We start from the raw sequence: 17,316 nt of genomic DNA, 5'->3' as shown, positions 1-17,316 counted from the left end.
TCCCATGTCGTCTCACAAAGTCGAGCACTCCGCCAAAGTATCTGATCGGCGGCCACCCGTACAACAAGTCCTCCCCCCAACTACTCCATCCGTCATACCAGATAGCCAGTCGCACTTAATCCAACTGCAGAAGTCGATTGGAAATCGAGCTTTGATTCAGTTAATGAAATCCCAGAGACAAAGAACAGCTTTTGTTCAAAAAACAAGTTCACTTAATCATAACGGCGAACCGATACAACGTTTTAAAGGGGAAGACAAGCATAATACAGGTCGAAGAGAAAAAGCTCGTAACCAAACGAACGAGGACATGAAACTGGATCATACAATATCACAAGAGTCACTTGAAAATTTTACGGATCATTTGGACTTGATCAAACTTGCTACCGAATCCAAGAAAACTTTTTATTTTTCAACCAAGGAAGCATACGGCGATCTTATTGATACAATTGCCAGCCTCCCCGAATTTAATGGTAAGACCGATAATCTAAAAAACCCATTCTTGAATTTTCACAACAATTTAGTTCCGGGATTTCAAGATACAACAGGTGATCGCGGTTCTCGATTCGATCCCCAGATCGAAATGAAGGGGAATCAGGCTATAGAAACCGAAACCTCCGAACGCCTACGGGAGATAGATACACATGTGCGTAAACTAGGCAGATTATGCGCTCTGCTGCCCAAAAACCAAGATTGGAACGATATGAATAACTACAATGAGAAGCTAGATGATCATCTGGCAAAAACGCTTAATGAGATTGCAAAACATTTGAGCTTTGTGGGTAATCAATCAGAACCTGCCTTTAATCAAAACATTTGGTACAAGTACACCACATACCCCAATAATGAAAAGGAACAGCAACAAATCAAGGTGAAAAATGTGAAACGTGTTCCTAGCGAATGGCTAGACAACAAGCCAGAATATTTATCGAAATCAAAAGACAAATATCCTACTTTGTCGGAAACAAGCTTCACTTGGGATTATATGGTGACTAACTATAAAGTATTAGAGCGATCTACCGAATTGTCCGATAACGCCGATAAAGCAATGGGCAAAGGTCGAATCACTGGAAGTGCCGATACATACGAAAATGACGAGAAAATTACTTTCAACGTGACTATCCCCCAAAGTTGTTGGCAGCACATTTATGATCGGCATACAATAGCTGGCTTTGCAAATGACATACAATCAATTAATACATTTTGGAAGGATGACCCCATTACTAAAATTACTCAAGATCTTCTTCAACCCGAGATCGAACTGCTGGTCGATAGATTGGTCAACCTGAGTAACTTGAATGAAGACGACTACTATGATCTTAATGGAACAGCAAATAAATTGTTCTTTCAAGGTGATATGGATGTTACCTTCCATGAGGTCGAAGTCAAATCTGAAAACAATGCCGAAGACGAAACGGATGATTTCAAAAATAACAGACATAAAAAATCAAAAACGAAAAATATCAAAAACAAAAAAGTTAAAAATGAAATAACAAAAAAAATAATCAATAAGATAATCAATATTTCACTTAAATCAATTGCTCCGGAACATCCCGATTTGGCCTATGCAATCGAACCGAGTATTTTACAACAAAAATAAAAAAAGCCTCGCATCAGCCTAACCTCGTCGGTTCTGATGCGAAGCTTTACCTAGGAAAAGTTGAGTCTCTCATGCTTTTTTCGGTGCTCGCAATTTCGTACGAATGATCATCTCCGCTGTCACGACAAGTCCAATCATGGCAACATATACACCGATTGTGTAGCTGAGCTCATACGGCAATCCTACTACCTTCTCTACGATCAGCTTCACGAGATGAATCAGCATGTTGGTGAACAAGAAGACGAAACTCCGGACCATCCATTCCTTATGCTTCATGACTTGGCGCTTTTTAATTTTGACGAGCGCCGTAATGGTGATGGCCGGCCAGATGATGTTCAATAAATGGAATGGCCAACTCGCCACTTTTCCGCCCGTTACATAAGGGGCCATATAACCGGATGTAACTACTACAACCAACACACTAAAAAGATAAACATAGCCTGTTACTTTATGTAGCTTGCGGTTCTTTGCGAGCAGCTTGTCCGAAAAGTTAGCCACCCCACAGACCAGGGCAATCAGAGCGAATAACAAATGGACATACATGACCGTAAGCCAGATCGATGTGTTCATTCGATCTTTGTTGTAATCAGATTTGTGACTGAGAAAGCCTTTCGCTTCTGGATCGATGATAAAGTTTTGCACGAGCGCATACGTGATCGCTATACAAGCGACGAAAATGACAATCGAATACGGTTTGATACGGTTCATCCTGTCACACAACCCTTTGTTCAATTTTAAAGACCGAACGGTTCGGTCTCTTTTGATTTTACATGAATGCCTTCTTTCGTACACGAGAGAAATGTTACAATAACTTGGACGAATATAGACCGTGTTGGCCGAATGAAAGGACTATCGCGATGCGAAAAGGCGAAAAAACAAAGCTGCATATTATCCAGAAGTCAGCAGAGCTGTTTAATCAAAACGGTTATACAGGAACCTCCATGCAAGACATCATGGATGCCACGGGACTTACCAAAGGCGCCCTCTACAGAGGTTTTGCCAGTAAAGATGAAATAGCAATCGAGGCCTTCAAATATGCTGGTGAAATATTGAATGAACATTTTGCGGCTGCGCTAGAAAAACAGGACACAGCCACTGCAAAACTCGTAGCCATGGCAAAGGTATATTCTGATGCGGTAAACAATCCCCCGCTCCAAGGCGGCTGCCCGCTTCTCAACACAGCCGTCGAAAGCGACCATTCGTTCCCTGTTCTTCGCGACTACGCTGTCGCCGCTTACCAAGAGACCATATCGTTCATGCAGGGATTGCTGGAAGAAGGAATCTCCCAGGGAGAATTTCGTTCCGAAATGGACGCAGAAGCAGTCGCTTCGGTTATCTTCTCATCCATTGAAGGAGCCATAATGGCAAGCAGACTCACCCGCGATAACAAGCATGTCCATTTTGCCATCAATCATATAGAGCAGCTTTTACAGACATACAAGCCATAGCAAAAAGAATAGAGCAGCCGAGCAGGAGTGATACCCCTGCCCAACTGCTCTTTTTTCATGGACTTTTCCTGCTAATTTCTATTTGATGTAGTGTACTTTTTCATGTCCGAGCAATGCTTCCAGCACTTGCTGTACTTTCACGCCTGTCTCAAACGTAACCAGTCGGGCATCCCCACCGTTTATCGCAATGGACAGCTCATCCAACAACAGGGAGAGACGGTCTTGCTGTGGAATTTCAGCCGGAACGAGCGCTTCGCCGTGTCCACCCACAAACAGATTGCTCCAGTTCACGACACTCAGCGTCCCTTTTGACCCATACACGCGATAATCCAAATGCTCTTGATGTGCAATACCCGCCAATCCATTGATCGTAACCGGGGTACCATCTGTCAGACGCAGGAAAGCCGATACACCTGTCTCGCATAGCGCAGGATCTGCTGGATAATCTACCTCTGAGCGTACTACATGCAGGTCTCCGAAGAGCGCGTAAGTCAGGTGAGTGAAATGAGGGAGCACTTCACGGATGAAACCGCCTTGCTCACGACCAGCCAGCCAAGGTGTTTGCTGCCATGGACGCGGCCACTGGTGAAAATGCGTCAGGATATCGATGCGTCGGATATCTCCGATTTCTTCGAGTCTGCGGGAGAGCTCAGGAAAAACACCTTGATAGTAGAGCGGGAAGTTCATCGCATGGACAACCCCTGCGTCATTTGCTGCTTCCATCATTTCTTGCGCTTCTGTCAACGAATTAGCCAGCGGCTTTTCGCAGAGCAAATGCTTTTTATGCGACAGTACATCCAAGGCAATCGTGTGATGGAATTTGGGAGGTACCGCCAAATAGATGACGTCCAGCTCTACCTTTTTCAATAATTCCTTATAATCTGTGTACCAAGGCACATCACCGGACTTTTGCGCGGCTTCCTGTGCTCTTTCCGCAGATACATCACTCACTGCGGCTACTCGAAATTTTTCGTGGGTACGGATCGCGTTCATCATGCGTTCGCCCATGACGCCTGCGCCAATCACCCCAACGTTCCATTTCACTTGGTCCATCTGCATTTCCTCGCTTCCTGGTGAATGTTCGTCTTCGTGCCTCTACCCCTTTCTCCATTTGTCTGAACATTCCTCCTGAATTGCTCAGATTGACAGCTGATTCTGCGCTTCCTTTTTGTTCCGCTTCTTCTCCTTGTGAATCGCGACAACTGTATAGAGAGAGGGAACGACAATCAGCGTGAGTAACATCGAGAAAAGCAAGCCAGAAATGATCGTAATAGCGAGCGGCTGAAAAAGAACGCTTCCCTTAATCGCCATCGGTGACAGACCAGCTACTGCGGCAAATGTCGTCAGCAAAATCGGGCGCAACCGTGCTTTCCCCGCCCCGATGACTGCTTCGTTCAAAGAGGCGCCTTGATGCCTCGCTTCCTCAATAAACTCGATTAAAACAATCCCGTTGCGAACGACGATACCCGCCAATGCGATAAAGCCTGCAACTGTCATGAATCCAATCGGTGTGGAAGTGATAAATAGCCCGATCAAGCTGCCCGCAATGGCGAGGTAGACTGTACTCATGACCAAGACAGGAATTGACAACGAGTTAAACTGCAGCACGATCAGCAAAAAGATGAGGAAGACCGCCACAATCGCAAGCACACCCAAATCGAGCAAAACTTCCGATTCCTCTTCTGTTTCACCTGTTACATTCCAGCCATACCCGTCTGGCAATTCCAATTGCTCCATTTTCGCTGTTATTTCGCTCATTACGTCGGCAGCCGTCCGATCTCGGACATCACTCGTGATCGTGACACTGCGGGACATATTGTAACGAGGAATACTCTGCATCGATAAATCTGGCTTCATTACTGCAATTTGTGAAACCGGGATGAGCTGCCCACGCGCATTCGGAACTGTAAGTTGCGCAAAGGCTTGCTCTGTCGTCATTCCCGACTGATCGGCTACCAGCGTGATATCGATCAAATTTTTCCCATTGTCAAATTGACCCATTGGAATCCCTTGGCTGATCAAACGCAACGTTCTCGTCAAATCCGCTTCATTGATCAGTTCCTTGTCCATCTTTTCCTGGTTCACATGGAATTGAAGGGAGTACTGTTCATTTCCGAGCGTGTCACTGATGTTGTACGTTCCTTTTGTCTCCATGATGAGCTGCTTGATCTGCTCAGAGATTGCGTACAGCTCCTGCAGATCATCCCCATACACCCGAATCCCTACCGGGTTGCCCGAATACATCCCCGCTTTCACGCTGTACGGAATGATGTTCGCTTCTGGATACATCTGCTTAAAATGCTCCGTCCACGGTGCTAGCACTTTTCGTGCATCCATTTTGTGATTGTCAAAGGTAATGATCAATTGCGCCACATTTTCACCTGTACCAACCGGCGGTGCAGAGGGCATCATCTGTGGTGCATTGCCACCTACAAAAGACGAAACTTTTTGAATATGTGCCTGTTTCTCAATCCATTCAGAAACACCACGGACAATGCGATCCGTTTCCTGTAAATTACCACCAATCGGCGTCGTTATATTCACGACCATCTGTGGCCTGTCATCATCAGGAAAAAGCTGAACAGGGATGACTGCAACGAGTCCGTAGATAGCTGTGGCAATCAGTACTCCGCTCACGCCTGTTTTCAGCGGATTTTTCAACAGCGACCTCAGAACACGATCGCCATACCAATTCGTCAGTACATCGATTTGTCTGCCTAATAAGCCTGCTGGCTTACGATAATCTGTCTCTGCTTTGCTCCGTTTCTTGTTCCTTCGCTCGTTCCATTCCCGGTAAATCGGAATGATCGTAAGCGACATGAACATCGAGGCCGCCATCGTAAAAATGATAATGAGCGGTACCGGAAAAATAAACTGACCTGCATCACCAGACAGAAACATAATCGGCCCAAACGCAGAGATGGTAGCAAGGGTAGCGGTGACGATGGAGATGGCGACTTCCTTCGTCCCGGATACAGCAGCCGTGTAAGGATCTTCTCCCAAAAGAGACAGTCTGCGCTCGATGTTGTCATTTACCACCACTGCGTCGTCTACTAAAATTCCCAGAACAATGATGAGCCCGAATACGGTCATTTGATTGAGCGTAATGCCAAAGAAGGGCAAGACCACCATTCCAGCCGCTAAAGAGATGGGGATCGCCAATGCAACCATCAAGGATGTCGTCACATTCAATCCAAGGATGCAAATAAAAAGTACAGCTATGATCGCAATGATCATTTCCAGATACAGTTCGGAAAAAATACTGTCAATTCGATCCACTTGTAAAAATACGGGCTCTTTTTTCGCCCACGCTGGGAGATTCTTTTCCAACGCTGCAAGCTTCGCATTCACTGCTTTTTGCACCGCTGGAACATCGCTTCCCAGCTCAGCATTGATACTAATCGTCGCAGCGGGCTTCCCATTGTAATACGTTCGATACTCCAACCGTTTGGTACTGTCGGAAATGGTGGTAATATCCTTCAAATAGACGGGCATTCCTTCCTGCGTACGTGTCACGACTACCTTTTCAAATGTCGCTACTTCATAGCTGACCGGTAAAGTGAGCTGATATTTTTGCGTATCAATATTGACGTCACCTAGGGGTGTTGTTTCGTTTTTCGTTTGCACAGCATTCATGACTTGCGCCCAGGAAATGCTGTATTGTTGCAGCTTCTGGGGATCGACCGCTATTTTTACTTCCTGCTCCGGCAATCCCTGGATCGAAACATCGGAAACGCCCGGCACGGTTCGAAGCTGATCTTTCCACAGATCGAGCATATCGCGCAATTGGAGGATTTCTTCAAAAGAATTAGCAGTGATTTGAAAAGTTTGGATGAAGGTATGGCTCATGTCGTCATTGATGATAGGCTGCTCTGCTTCATCCGGTAAATCCGCCTCGGCATCCTTTACTTTTTTCCGTACATCTTCAAACACCGTTTTCGGTTCTACGTCATTCTCTGTTCGCACGCTGATAATGGATACACCGGAACGGGACTCCGAACTAATGGATTTGATTCCTTGTACTTCGTTGATTTTTTCTTCCAGCTTCTTCGTGACCGTCTGTTCCACCTTTTCCGGAGTCGCTCCCGGATACACGGTAGTGATGGTGGCCATGCTGACGATAATGTCTGGTTGCTCTTGCTTCGGAAGCGTAACCGCGATGAACATACCAATCAGCACGAGCATCGCAAAGAAAACGAGGGTGATTTTGCGCTTGTTGATGAAAAACTCGATCATGGCTGATTGCCTCCTTTTACGGTGACAGAGTCCTCACCAATCAAACGATCAGCACCTTTCGTAATCAACATGTCCCCTGCTTTTAAGCCAGCAGTAATTTCCAAATGATTGTCAACATACTGACCAATCGTGACAGGGGTCTTAACCGCTTTATCATCCGCTAGCAAGAAAACGTAAGGCTCAGAGCCTCGGCTAAAAACGGTTTTGGCAGGGACAAAAATTCCTTTCTTTTGAGGCAAGGTTCGCTTTGCGCTGATGACTTGCCCTGCAAACCAATCTTTTTTGGCGTTATCAATGACGACTTCCACGCTTATCGTGCCCGTCTGCTCGTTCGTCGCCGGATAAATCGTCGTCACCTTTCCGATTCGTTTGTCCTCATACAAACGAATCTCGACCTCATTTCCTACCTTCCACGATGAGATGTCCTTGTCAGGTACGGGCAAGACTGTTTTCAGCTGTTGGATGTTGCCGATTCGGTAGACAGGAGCCCCTGGACTTGCCAACTGCCCTACATCAGCCAATTTTGCCAGGACGGTTCCTTGAATAGGTGCTTTCACTTCCGTTTTTGCCAAAGTAGCTGCAGCCTGATCGCGAGAGACCATCGCCCCTTGGTAGTTAGCATTTGTCGCGCTAATATCCTCCGTCCTAGTGCCTTCTATCACCAGTGAATACGTCTCTTGCGCTTGTGCATAATCTTTATCTGCTAGTTCAAAGCCTTGCTTGGCATTTTCAAATTCGGTTTCGGAGATCGCCCCATTTTTAAAGAGCTGTTCCATGCGCTGATAATCCTTCTGTGCTTGATCCCGTGAGATTTTCTTCGCGTCGACCGCTACTTTTGCTTGCTGAACTTCTTGTTCCCGCGCTCCGTTTTTTACTTTGGAAAGCTCGGCGCTCGCACCATGCATGTCAGCGTTTGCCAATGCCAGCTGGAGAGAGTAATCTGTGGCATTGAGCCGGGCCAGCACTTCTCCCTTTTTGACACTGTCTCCTTCTTTGTAAGGCAACGATTTAATTTCCCCACCTACTTCGAACGAAACAGTCGTCTCTTCGATAGGGGCAAGTGTCCCTGACAGTTCACTGGTCGATTGGAAGCTTTTTAGCTCGATCGGCTCCACTTCCACGATTTGGGCCTCGGCTTGGCCTTCGCTTTCTGTTGTCTTCGTCATTTGATTGCAAGCCGTCCCCATGATTGCTAGGGAGATGATTAGCAACATCCCAACCGCTTTTCTTACCGTCTTATTCACGTATGCCTCACTCCTATTTACTTTGATCTCTTTCTCGGCGGAACTTCATGTCCGGAATGAACATTCATTCCGTTTTATTCAAAAGAAGGATCAGAATCAATGAATTCTGATCGCATCCCAGCAAGCTTCCTCTACGCCTGCAAGCAATTCGGGGGTTTCTTCGATTTCGCCAGCCATGATGCACTTGTATAATGCAATGAATGCACCGTCGATAATCGCAATCAATGCATCCGCTGGCAACGGGCGAATGACTTTATTTTTTTGCCCCTGTTCAATGAACTCGCATAAAAATGCGCGCAGCTTCATGTATGCATCTCGGCTGGCTTCGTCCAGGTAGTGACCATTCATATGGGAATCCAGAAACAGCAGGGCGTTCAAATTCTTTTTGGCGTAGCGAATCACCTGCTTCGCAATATGCCGAAATTGCTCACGGAAGTCGTCAGATGTGCGAGGATACCCATCATTGAGTGTCTCAAGTAGCTCCCCCACACATTCTTGAAACAACGTATTGACGAGCGCTTCCTTGTTTTCGAAATAACGGTAGATGGTACCGGCACCGACCCCTGCTTTTTCGGAGATCATCGGAACAGTCGTCCCATCAAAACCGCGATCTACAAACAAAACGAGCGCTGCATCCAAGATTAATTCGCGCTTGGTTTCTGACAAGTTCATGACTCCTTTCTCCTACGGAATGAATTTTCATTCCGGTAGAATTATAGTATACGCTTTACCGGAGTGTCAAATGGCATGTGACTCAGAGATATTACATGATTGAAGAAAACAGCTAGGGAACCGGTGTACCAACCATGTTCCCTAGCATTTTATTTATTCAACTGATTCGTTACCCGATGTGCAAACCAAACGTTTTATCTCCGAACGAAACGGTCTCCATGTCTGCTTTTTTCGCAAAAGACACATCCGAAATAAGTACACTCTCACGCAAAACATGATCAAAACGCTCCAATGCTGCTCGTAGCTCATCGTCCACATCCATTGTGAGCTGGACACGTTTAGCGATGGGCAGATCCAGCTTTTTGCGTGCATCCTGAATGACACGGATGACTTCACGAACCAAGCCTTCTTGCTCAAGCTCTTCTGTGAGTGTCGTATTCAAGGCCACATGGAGCTGATAGCCGGACGCAGAAGCGAAGCCTTGCTTCCCTTGCTTTTCCACGAGCAGCTCATCTAGTGTAAGCCGCACACTCTCGCCTGCGACCTCTACATCCAGGTAGCCATTGTCCACCGCTTTCTGTGCATCGGCTGCGTTCAATTCTTTTAGATACCCTTGGATTGGCCCAACGAGCTTGCCGTATTTTTTCCCAGCTACCTTCAGGTTGAGCTTGAAATGATACGTCACGAAGCTACTGTCACTTTGCTCCACCCGAATGTTTTTCACATTGATCTCGTCTTGGATAATGCCGGCAAATCGCTCGAGGTTCAATGGCTGCTCCATCGATACGATCAGCTCGGACAGAGGCTGTCTGGTCTTGAGTCCAGTTTCGTTGCGGACATTTCGCGCCAGCTCCACGATGTGTCGAGCCGTTTCCATGTCCCGCTCAAGGGTTGCGTCGATTGCTTCTGTGTTCACCTTCGGATAGTCAGTCAAATGAACACTGCCTTCTCCCCCCAGATTGCCATACATATCTTCTGCGATCAGCGGTGTGTATGGTGCGATCATCTTCGCCAGCGTCAGCAACACTTCCCGCAGGGTCTGGTAAGCAGATACTTTGTCAGGCGTCATCCCGCTGCTCCAGAAACGATCCCGCGAACGACGGATGTACCAGTTGCTCAGCTCGTCGACGAACACTTCGATATGTCCGGCCGGATTCATGAAATCGTAGGTTTCCAGACCTTTTTCCACGTGCTGCAAGGTGGTACTCAAGCGGGATAGTATCCAACGATCCAATTCGTTCACAGGCGGTTGTGGCAGATGCTCTTCAGGCTTGAATGCATCGATCAAGGCGTATAACGAATAAAAAGCATGGGTGTTATGGATCGTATCGATCACTTTGTACTTCGCCTCGGAGACGATCCGCTTGGAGAACCGCTTGCTGCTCCACGGCGCACTGTCAGACAAGAGTGCCCACCGGAACGCATCCGCCCCGAATTCCTCGATAACCTCCCACGGATCGATCCCGTTTCCTTTGCTTTTGGACATCTTTTGACCGTGTTCATCCAAAACGTGACCGGTAGAGATGACCGCCTTGTAAGGTGCTTTTCCGTTATACAAAGTTGAAACTGCCAATAAGCTGAAGAACCAGCCACGCGTCTGATCGATTCCTTCCGAAATGATGTCGGCAGGGTACTGCTCCTGGAATACCTTTTCGTCGCCGAATGGATGATGGTACTGAGCAAACGGCATCGAACCGCTGTCGAACCACACATCAATGACCTCAGGGGTCCGCTCCATCGTACCGCCGCAAGAGCAACGCAGCTTCACCTCATCCACAAACGGCTTGTGCAGCTCCAGATTCTCGTCGAGTGGCGCCACAGACTTCTCACGCAACTCTTTTAAACTGCCTGGCGCATATTCGCAGCCACAATCCTGACAAAGCCATAAATTGAGCGGCGTCCCCCAATACCGATTGCGGCTGATATTCCAGTCTACAAGCTCTTCGAGGAATTTCCCGAAGCGCCCTTCGCGCAAATGGCCTGGATACCAGTCGATCTTGCTATTGTTTTCGATCAGCTGATCCTTGATCGCTGTCGTTTTGATGAACCAACTCTCCATCGCGTAGTAGAGCAGTGGCGATTTGCAGCGCCAGCAAAACGGATAGCTATGCTCGTAGCGCTCCTTGGAAAACAGCAGTCCGCGATGAGACAGATCCTTTACGATATCGATGTCGCAATCCTTAACGAAGCGACCCGCGAAATCTGAGATTTGATCGGTATAGCGGCCAGCCAAATTCACGACGTTCACGAAATCAAGTCCATGCTGACGGGTCGTGCGATAGTCATCCTCCCCGTGCGCTGGCGCAGTATGCACAATGCCAGTTCCGCTCGTATCACTGACATAGTCCGCATCGACGACGATATGCCCATGGTTTACCCTGATATAGCCAAAAGGCGGCTCATACGGGGTACCGACGAATTCTGCTCCTTTGTGCGTGGACAAAACCTCGTAGTCTTCCTTGAACACTTTCTCCGCGAGATTTTTTGCTACGACGTACACTTCATCCTTGTGCATCACCCGCACGTAATCGAGCTCTTTGTTAACAACCAAAGCCACGTTTGCTGGAAGTGTCCATGGTGTCGTCGTCCATGCGAGGAAGATGTCATCGTTTGTCTTGCTTTTGAATTTGACGGTCGCACTCAAGTCCTTCACGTCTTCATAGCCTTGCGCCACTTCATGGGAACTGAGCGTCGTCTGGCAATCCGGGCAATACGGACTGACACGATGTCCTTTGTACAGTAGTTCTTTCTTATGAATTTCAGAAAGGATGTGCCAGACGCTTTCGATGTAGTCGTTGGTCAAGGTGACGTATGGATGCTCCATATCTGTCCAGTAAGCGATGCCTTCCGTCAGCTCGCGCCATTGCTTTTCGTACTCAAAAACGCTGTTTTTGCACTCCTCGACGAACTTGGCCACTCCGTAGTTTTCGATCTCCTGCTTGCCGGAAATGCCGAGTCGCTTTTCCACTCCAAGTTCTACTGGGAGGCCATGCGTATCCCAGCCTGCTTTGCGGACGACGCGGTAGCCGGACATCGTTTTGTAACGTCCGATGAAATCCTTGATGACCCGTCCAAGCACGTGACCGATATGCGGCTGTCCGTTTGCAGTCGGAGGGCCTTCATAAAAGACGAAGTTTGGCTTTCCCAGCCGATTGTCCATCGACTTGCGGAATGTGTCGTCTTCCCTCCACTGATCCAGAATGCGTAACTCTCGTGTCCTTGCTTTTTCTTTTACGTCTACTTTCCTCATCATGTACACTCCTTCTTCTGTAGTTTGCGTAGAAGTGTAGGTTCATAGAACGCAAAAAAATCCCGCCCCCTAAGGGACGAGATTTGATCTCGCGATACCACCCTTGTTCCGAAATCCTCATGCAAGCATGTCATTTCGGCACCTCTACTACGTACCATCATACGCGTCCCTTGTAACGGTGGGACTCCGGGTCAGCTTACTCCAGATGCTTCAGCTTTCCTTCTCGGAGAGGATTTTCGGCTAAGTCTTGAACGTTGGCTTTCAGCACTAGGGCCAACTCTCTGGGGAACAAGGGGATTAGCTTACTCTTTCTCGTCAATGAATTTGTTGGTGTTATTATTGTTACTTTACTTTTTACACTGATTTCAAAAAACTGTCAAGGGTTAGGCCACGACGCGCTTCACGCTGCGGCGGCTTTCCACCTGCGACAAGAACAAGCTAAGAACCAGGATAATCGCGCCGAACAAATACGGTGCGTTCAAATGAACCCCGTACAGCGTACCTGCCACTGCTGGCCCAAAAATATTCCCCAGACTCATATAGGCATTGTTCATCCCTGCTACGAAGCCCTGTTCATCCCCTGCTCGTTTGGAGATCAGCGTGTTGATCGCTGGACGCATAATAGACGTCAGGGTAAAGAAGATAACCGTCATAATCAGCATATACCAGAAGTTACCGGACAATAGCATCATCACCATCGATACAGCAGACAAGAAGAACGTCACGTTAATGAGCTTCTTCTCGCCAAAACGAGTAATAAGCTTGCCGATCAGCGCTGCCTGCACAATCGTACCGGCAAGTGCTCCCACTGTGATAATGATAGAAATATCACGCGGAGTATATGCGAACTTCGCATCGACGAACAGCGGGAAGATAACTTCGAAGTTCGCCAAGCCAAACGTCATCGTAAAGACCAGCACCAGCATGATGAAGTACGACGATTGAAACGACTTGCCGAGCTGTGCGAAGATGTTTTCCTGCTTCTCTTTGGCGTTTCGTGCTGCGAGCTGCTTTTCCTTAGGAAGTGATTCAGACAAGAAGAAGATGGAACCGAGTGTGGCTACCGCACCAACTGCCGCGGAAATATAGAACGGCATACGCAAGCCAAGCTCTGCCAAAAATCCACCAATACCAGGCCCGATAACAAATCCGAGCGACATAGCAGCTCCGAGCATTCCCAGTCCTTTTCCACGTTTATCCTCTGTCGTAATGTCAGCTACATACGCCAGCATGGACGGAATCATCGCTGCTGCCCCGATCCCGCCGATCAGACGAGAAAGATAGAGCACCCAAGTCTGTTCAGCCAAGGCAAAGACCAGATTGGAGATCGTAAACAGGACGAGTCCCATTACAATCATGATTTTTCGTCCGTACTTATCCGACCATTCCCCCGCAATCGGAGAAAAAAGAAATTGGGTCACACCAAAGGCCGCCACCAAGTATCCAGCCGTCTCCCCACCCGCGCCGAACTCTTTGAGAAACTCGGGCAAAATCGGAATAATCAAGCCAATTCCCAGCATGGCGATAAACATGTTGATCATCAGGAAGAGAATCGGTCGCTGACTATTCTCTTGTGCATTCATATTCATTTATCCAGTCCTATCCTTATAGATTTTTCTCTTTAGCCTTGCAGCTTCGCTATCACACTTTCAATCACCGTGCGCCAAATGGCAGGGTCTGTTGAAATCTGTTGCTTGAAGTTGCGGTACAGCTCCTTTTGCTTTTCCTCAAAATCAGGAGCGTCTGCAGCCGGCAATCCTGCACGGGCAGTCGTAATCATTTCCTGCACTTCTGGAGAACGCGGTCCCCAAACTCTTGCCTCGTAGCCATCCTGGTCGAGGAAAATAAAGATTGGGATCGCACGTGCTGTGCCATTGGTCAGATATTGATCCATCAGCTCCAAATTTTCGTCACGGATGAGAAAGCGCAATTCAATGTTGCTTTCCTCGGCAATTCGCTGAATGACAGGAACGCACAAGGAAGCATCCCCACACCAGTCTGCGGTCAGCACGACCCCTTTCCAATTGCGCTGGGAAAGATCCTTCCAGACAGCCAGATCCTCGTCAGTAAACGTGAGCTGATCGTATACGCGGGACAGCTCTTCTTTGTTGACGTTCATGCTTTCTTTGTACGCGGCAAAGCTCATTCCTTTTTCAAACCAACTGTTATGATTCACGTTAGACATACTCCGTACTCCTCCTGTATAGTGAAAAATTATTGCTCCCAAATAGCAGAAGTTCCCAAGCGATTGCGAATGGAAGAGCTTCTTGTTTTGCGGGCTTCTTTCCCTGACGTCTGTTTCATGGTGCTTGCCTTGGTAGTCAGGTCCATAAACCACTCTCTATCTTTGGTTGCGAGGGCGAGGTCGATCAAATCATGCATGTGCTCTTCATCATTAAAAGAACCTACTGGAATACGTTCCATCCACTGTCTTGGAATCACCACCAGCTTGCCGATTGTCTCTTCGTTGTCGCATTGAACCACATAAACTTTCGCGGTACCTCGCAATGAATCATCTGTTTCGACGAAGCCTTGAACTAACTCGCCGAATTTGGTTTTGCCTAATACCCATTCTCCGACTTCCAATAACTCATCTCGATTCATTCTCGTGCACCTCCTAATTGTAACGGAAATCATTACAGTTTCCATGTTAAAAATTTGTATGGTTACTGTTGCGAATTCTCCTGACATCCTTGACGGACTTTATCTAGTACGGTCTGGATCGTGATTTGTTCCAAATACTTCGTAAAGTACATCTCTGCTTCGGTAAAAATCTGATCCATGACTCCGTGCATATTCGCAGATACCTGACATGCTTCTTGCGGATCGCCCGAGCACCAGTGCGGCTTCAGTGTACCATTCGAGATCGAACGATATATCTCGGACAAGGTGACCTCATTCGGGTCGCACGCAAGTATATAACCGCCGCCAATTCCCTCTTTGGTCTTCACAAACCCGTTCTTACGCAGAATGCTCATGATTTTGCGAATTCTGGCAGGATTCGTACATACATTTTTTGCGATGAGCTCACTGCTTGCCATATGCTCTGGGATATGAGCCAACAAAGCCAAGCTGTGAACAGCTATGGTAAATTCACTATTCACGTCACAGACGGCCTCCTTGCGAAGAGTACTGTAATAATAATTCGTACAGTTACGAATGTCAACAATTGTGTGGGGGCAAACTTTTTTAAAAAGCCGGAGGCTTTCATTCCGCGGTGGTCGGGGGGAAGCGCAGGCACATGTTTTCCAGTCGCCTTTTTCCTCACTTCGTTCGGGCGGTCTCCTTCCAAACATGTACCTGCGCTTTTCGGACAGCTATTGCTTCTACGATGCTTTTTTAAAGAAGTTCTTTTATAAAAAGGATTTCATCTCGAATGGGGATGCCGTTGTCTGCGATGAGGGGGATTTCTGGTTTGATTTGGCGGGCCTTGTCCACTGCATTGATGTACAGCTCGTGAAGCTGATAGCCTCTTCTTTGGTAAAAGCCCATGGCGTGCAGGTTATCGTTGGTGGTGACGAGCTTCATGCGGTGACAGCCTTTTTCTTTGGCGGTCTGCTCTACTTGATTGAGAAGTGCGGTCCCGATTCCTGTGTTTTCGATCACGCTGTCCAGGGAAATGATTTCACATTCCTGATCTTCAAGTACATAGGAAATAAATCCGTTGATTGCACCATCTTCACCCTTCGCTGCGTAGCCGTCCAGCGCATCGCATTGGAAGACGCCATTGGAGATGACCATTTGCGGACTTCCCCAGTGTTTGATGAAAAATTCAGTGATGACGTTTTTGTCCAGTTGGCTTGTTGAAATTATCTGCACAGCAATCACCTCTCAAAAATGATAAAGAGAAAGCCCCCGCTTGTGAGTCAGCAAGGGCTCCACATTATTATGAACGCACATCCAGCAGTACTTTTCCTGTACTCGCCCTGCTCTCGACCCATGCATGAGCACTCGCTGCTTCTTCCAATGCAAAATGCTTGCCGATTTTGATGTCGAGCTGGCCATTCGCCAAATACTCCAGAACTTGCTTGGCTGTATCCTGCAACAAGTGTGGACGCAGCTTGCGTGTCGTACCAAAGCTGAAGCCTAATACAGAACGGCAGCTTGCGTGCAGATCGATCGTCTTGATCTGACCGATTTCGCCGCTGGCATTGCCGAAATGGACGAGTCGGCCGTACCAAGCGAGGCACTCGAGACTACGCTCGCTCACCGTTCCGGAAATCGAGTCCAAAATGACATCGGCTCCCGCACCATCCGTCAGCGCACGTACCTTTTCCACAAAGTCTTCGCGATCATTGCAAATCACGTGGTCGGCACCGGCTGACAAGGCAATTTCCGCCTTTGCTTCATTACCTACTGTGCCGATGACTCGTCCTGCTCCGAGCAGCTTGGCTAATTGAATCGCCGTCGTCCCGATTCCACCTGCCGCAGCGTGAATCAGTACGGTTTCCCCTTTGGCAACGCGGGCAACCTTCGCCAGTAGCTGGTACGAAGTAAATGACACGACTGGGCAAGCGGCTGCTGTTTCCGTGCTGATTTGATCTAGCAGTGCAAAGGTCAAGCTCTCATCCGCAACGATATACTCGGCGTATGAACCGTTGGCCGGAAATGCGATGACTCTTTGCCCCACCTTCAGGCTTTGCACCTCTGCCCCCACCTGTTCGATCACGCCAGTCGCATCGAGTCCCGGGATAAACGGCAGCTTGGATGCTCCCTTTTTTCCATATCTGGATTTGATATCGGCAAAATTGACACTAGTCATCTCGACGCGGATCAGGACCTGTGTAGGTGACATAGTCGGCATCTCGATTTCCGCATATTTCATCGTTTCCGGCCCGCCTAATTCCGTTACCAAGATCGCTTTCATGA

General features: G+C 47.8%; 14 protein-coding genes and 1 other annotated feature. Of the genes, 2 read left to right on the top strand and 12 right to left on the bottom strand.

The window, feature by feature from the left end:
• Window positions 1-4: 4 nt before the first annotated feature.
• On the top strand, window positions 5-1,597 hold the full coding sequence (locus ACM6JA_RS19250; RefSeq protein WP_414853625.1) for a hypothetical protein: 1,593 nt from the start codon (window positions 5-7) through the stop codon (window positions 1,595-1,597).
• 69 nt (window positions 1,598-1,666) lie between these two features.
• Here the strand turns inward: ACM6JA_RS19250 and ACM6JA_RS19245 are convergent, their stop codons facing one another.
• Window positions 1,667-2,305, bottom strand: coding sequence for a DUF2306 domain-containing protein (locus tag ACM6JA_RS19245; RefSeq protein WP_414853624.1), 639 nt, complete (start codon window positions 2,303-2,305; stop codon window positions 1,667-1,669).
• A gap of 149 nt (window positions 2,306-2,454) precedes the next feature.
• Between ACM6JA_RS19245 and ACM6JA_RS19240 the strand changes: the two genes are divergently transcribed.
• Complete coding sequence (locus ACM6JA_RS19240; protein WP_414853623.1) at window positions 2,455-3,045, top strand: TetR/AcrR family transcriptional regulator; 591 nt, start codon at window positions 2,455-2,457, stop codon at window positions 3,043-3,045.
• A 78-nt stretch (window positions 3,046-3,123) separates the two neighbouring features.
• Here ACM6JA_RS19240 and ACM6JA_RS19235 read toward each other — a convergent pair whose 3' ends face one another.
• The 11 genes from ACM6JA_RS19235 to ACM6JA_RS19185 all read right to left on the bottom strand — a co-directional run bounded on the left by ACM6JA_RS19235 (window position 3,124) and on the right by ACM6JA_RS19185 (window position 17,314).
• Window positions 3,124-4,098 carry a Gfo/Idh/MocA family protein gene (locus tag ACM6JA_RS19235; protein ID WP_414853622.1) on the bottom strand — a complete coding sequence of 325 codons (975 nt, stop codon included), beginning with the start codon at window positions 4,096-4,098 and terminating at the stop codon, window positions 3,124-3,126.
• Window positions 4,099-4,182: 84 nt separating this feature from the next.
• Entirely contained in the window at window positions 4,183-7,281 is a 3,099-nt protein-coding gene (locus ACM6JA_RS19230; protein WP_414853621.1) for an efflux RND transporter permease subunit, read from the bottom strand.
• Window positions 7,278-8,525 carry an efflux RND transporter periplasmic adaptor subunit gene (locus tag ACM6JA_RS19225; RefSeq protein ID WP_414853620.1) on the bottom strand — a complete coding sequence of 416 codons (1,248 nt, stop codon included), beginning with the start codon at window positions 8,523-8,525 and terminating at the stop codon, window positions 7,278-7,280. The genes ACM6JA_RS19230 and ACM6JA_RS19225 overlap by 4 nt, the downstream gene beginning before the upstream one ends.
• 96 nt (window positions 8,526-8,621) lie before the next feature.
• On the bottom strand, window positions 8,622-9,197 hold the full coding sequence (locus ACM6JA_RS19220; RefSeq protein ID WP_414853619.1) for a TetR/AcrR family transcriptional regulator: 576 nt from the start codon (window positions 9,195-9,197) through the stop codon (window positions 8,622-8,624).
• 169 nt (window positions 9,198-9,366) lie between these two features.
• Window positions 9,367-12,447: an isoleucine--tRNA ligase gene (gene ileS, locus ACM6JA_RS19215; protein WP_414853618.1), complete on the bottom strand. Its 3,081-nt coding sequence runs from the start codon at window positions 12,445-12,447 to the stop codon at window positions 9,367-9,369.
• Window positions 12,448-12,516: 69 nt separating this feature from the next.
• Window positions 12,517-12,775 (bottom strand) — a binding site (T-box leader).
• A gap of 55 nt (window positions 12,776-12,830) precedes the next feature.
• The gene (locus tag ACM6JA_RS19210; protein WP_173619188.1) at window positions 12,831-14,036 is read right to left on the bottom strand and encodes an MFS transporter; all 1,206 of its coding nucleotides are present in this window, start codon (window positions 14,034-14,036) and stop codon (window positions 12,831-12,833) included.
• A 32-nt stretch (window positions 14,037-14,068) separates the two neighbouring features.
• On the bottom strand, window positions 14,069-14,632 hold the full coding sequence (locus ACM6JA_RS19205) for a thioredoxin family protein (protein WP_414853617.1): 564 nt from the start codon (window positions 14,630-14,632) through the stop codon (window positions 14,069-14,071).
• Window positions 14,633-14,661: 29 nt separating this feature from the next.
• Window positions 14,662-15,051 (bottom strand): IDEAL domain-containing protein, encoded by a 390-nt coding sequence (locus tag ACM6JA_RS19200; RefSeq protein ID WP_414853616.1) that lies wholly within the window; start codon window positions 15,049-15,051, stop codon window positions 14,662-14,664.
• A 62-nt stretch (window positions 15,052-15,113) separates the two neighbouring features.
• Window positions 15,114-15,551, bottom strand: a complete 438-nt coding sequence (locus ACM6JA_RS19195) for an RrF2 family transcriptional regulator (protein ID WP_414853615.1) — start codon at window positions 15,549-15,551, stop codon at window positions 15,114-15,116.
• Window positions 15,552-15,786: 235 nt separating this feature from the next.
• Complete coding sequence (locus ACM6JA_RS19190) at window positions 15,787-16,266, bottom strand: GNAT family N-acetyltransferase (protein WP_414853614.1); 480 nt, start codon at window positions 16,264-16,266, stop codon at window positions 15,787-15,789.
• A 67-nt stretch (window positions 16,267-16,333) separates the two neighbouring features.
• Window positions 16,334-17,314 carry a quinone oxidoreductase family protein gene (locus tag ACM6JA_RS19185; RefSeq protein ID WP_414853613.1) on the bottom strand — a complete coding sequence of 327 codons (981 nt, stop codon included), beginning with the start codon at window positions 17,312-17,314 and terminating at the stop codon, window positions 16,334-16,336.
• Window positions 17,315-17,316 lie beyond the last annotated feature (2 nt).

The sequence above is a fragment of the Brevibacillus sp. IT-7CA2 genome, assembly GCF_949767855.1.
Lineage (GTDB): Bacteria > Bacillota > Bacilli > Brevibacillales > Brevibacillaceae > Brevibacillus.
The sequence above is the reverse complement of the archived record's forward strand: the minus strand, read 5'-3'. Positions and strand labels throughout refer to the sequence as shown.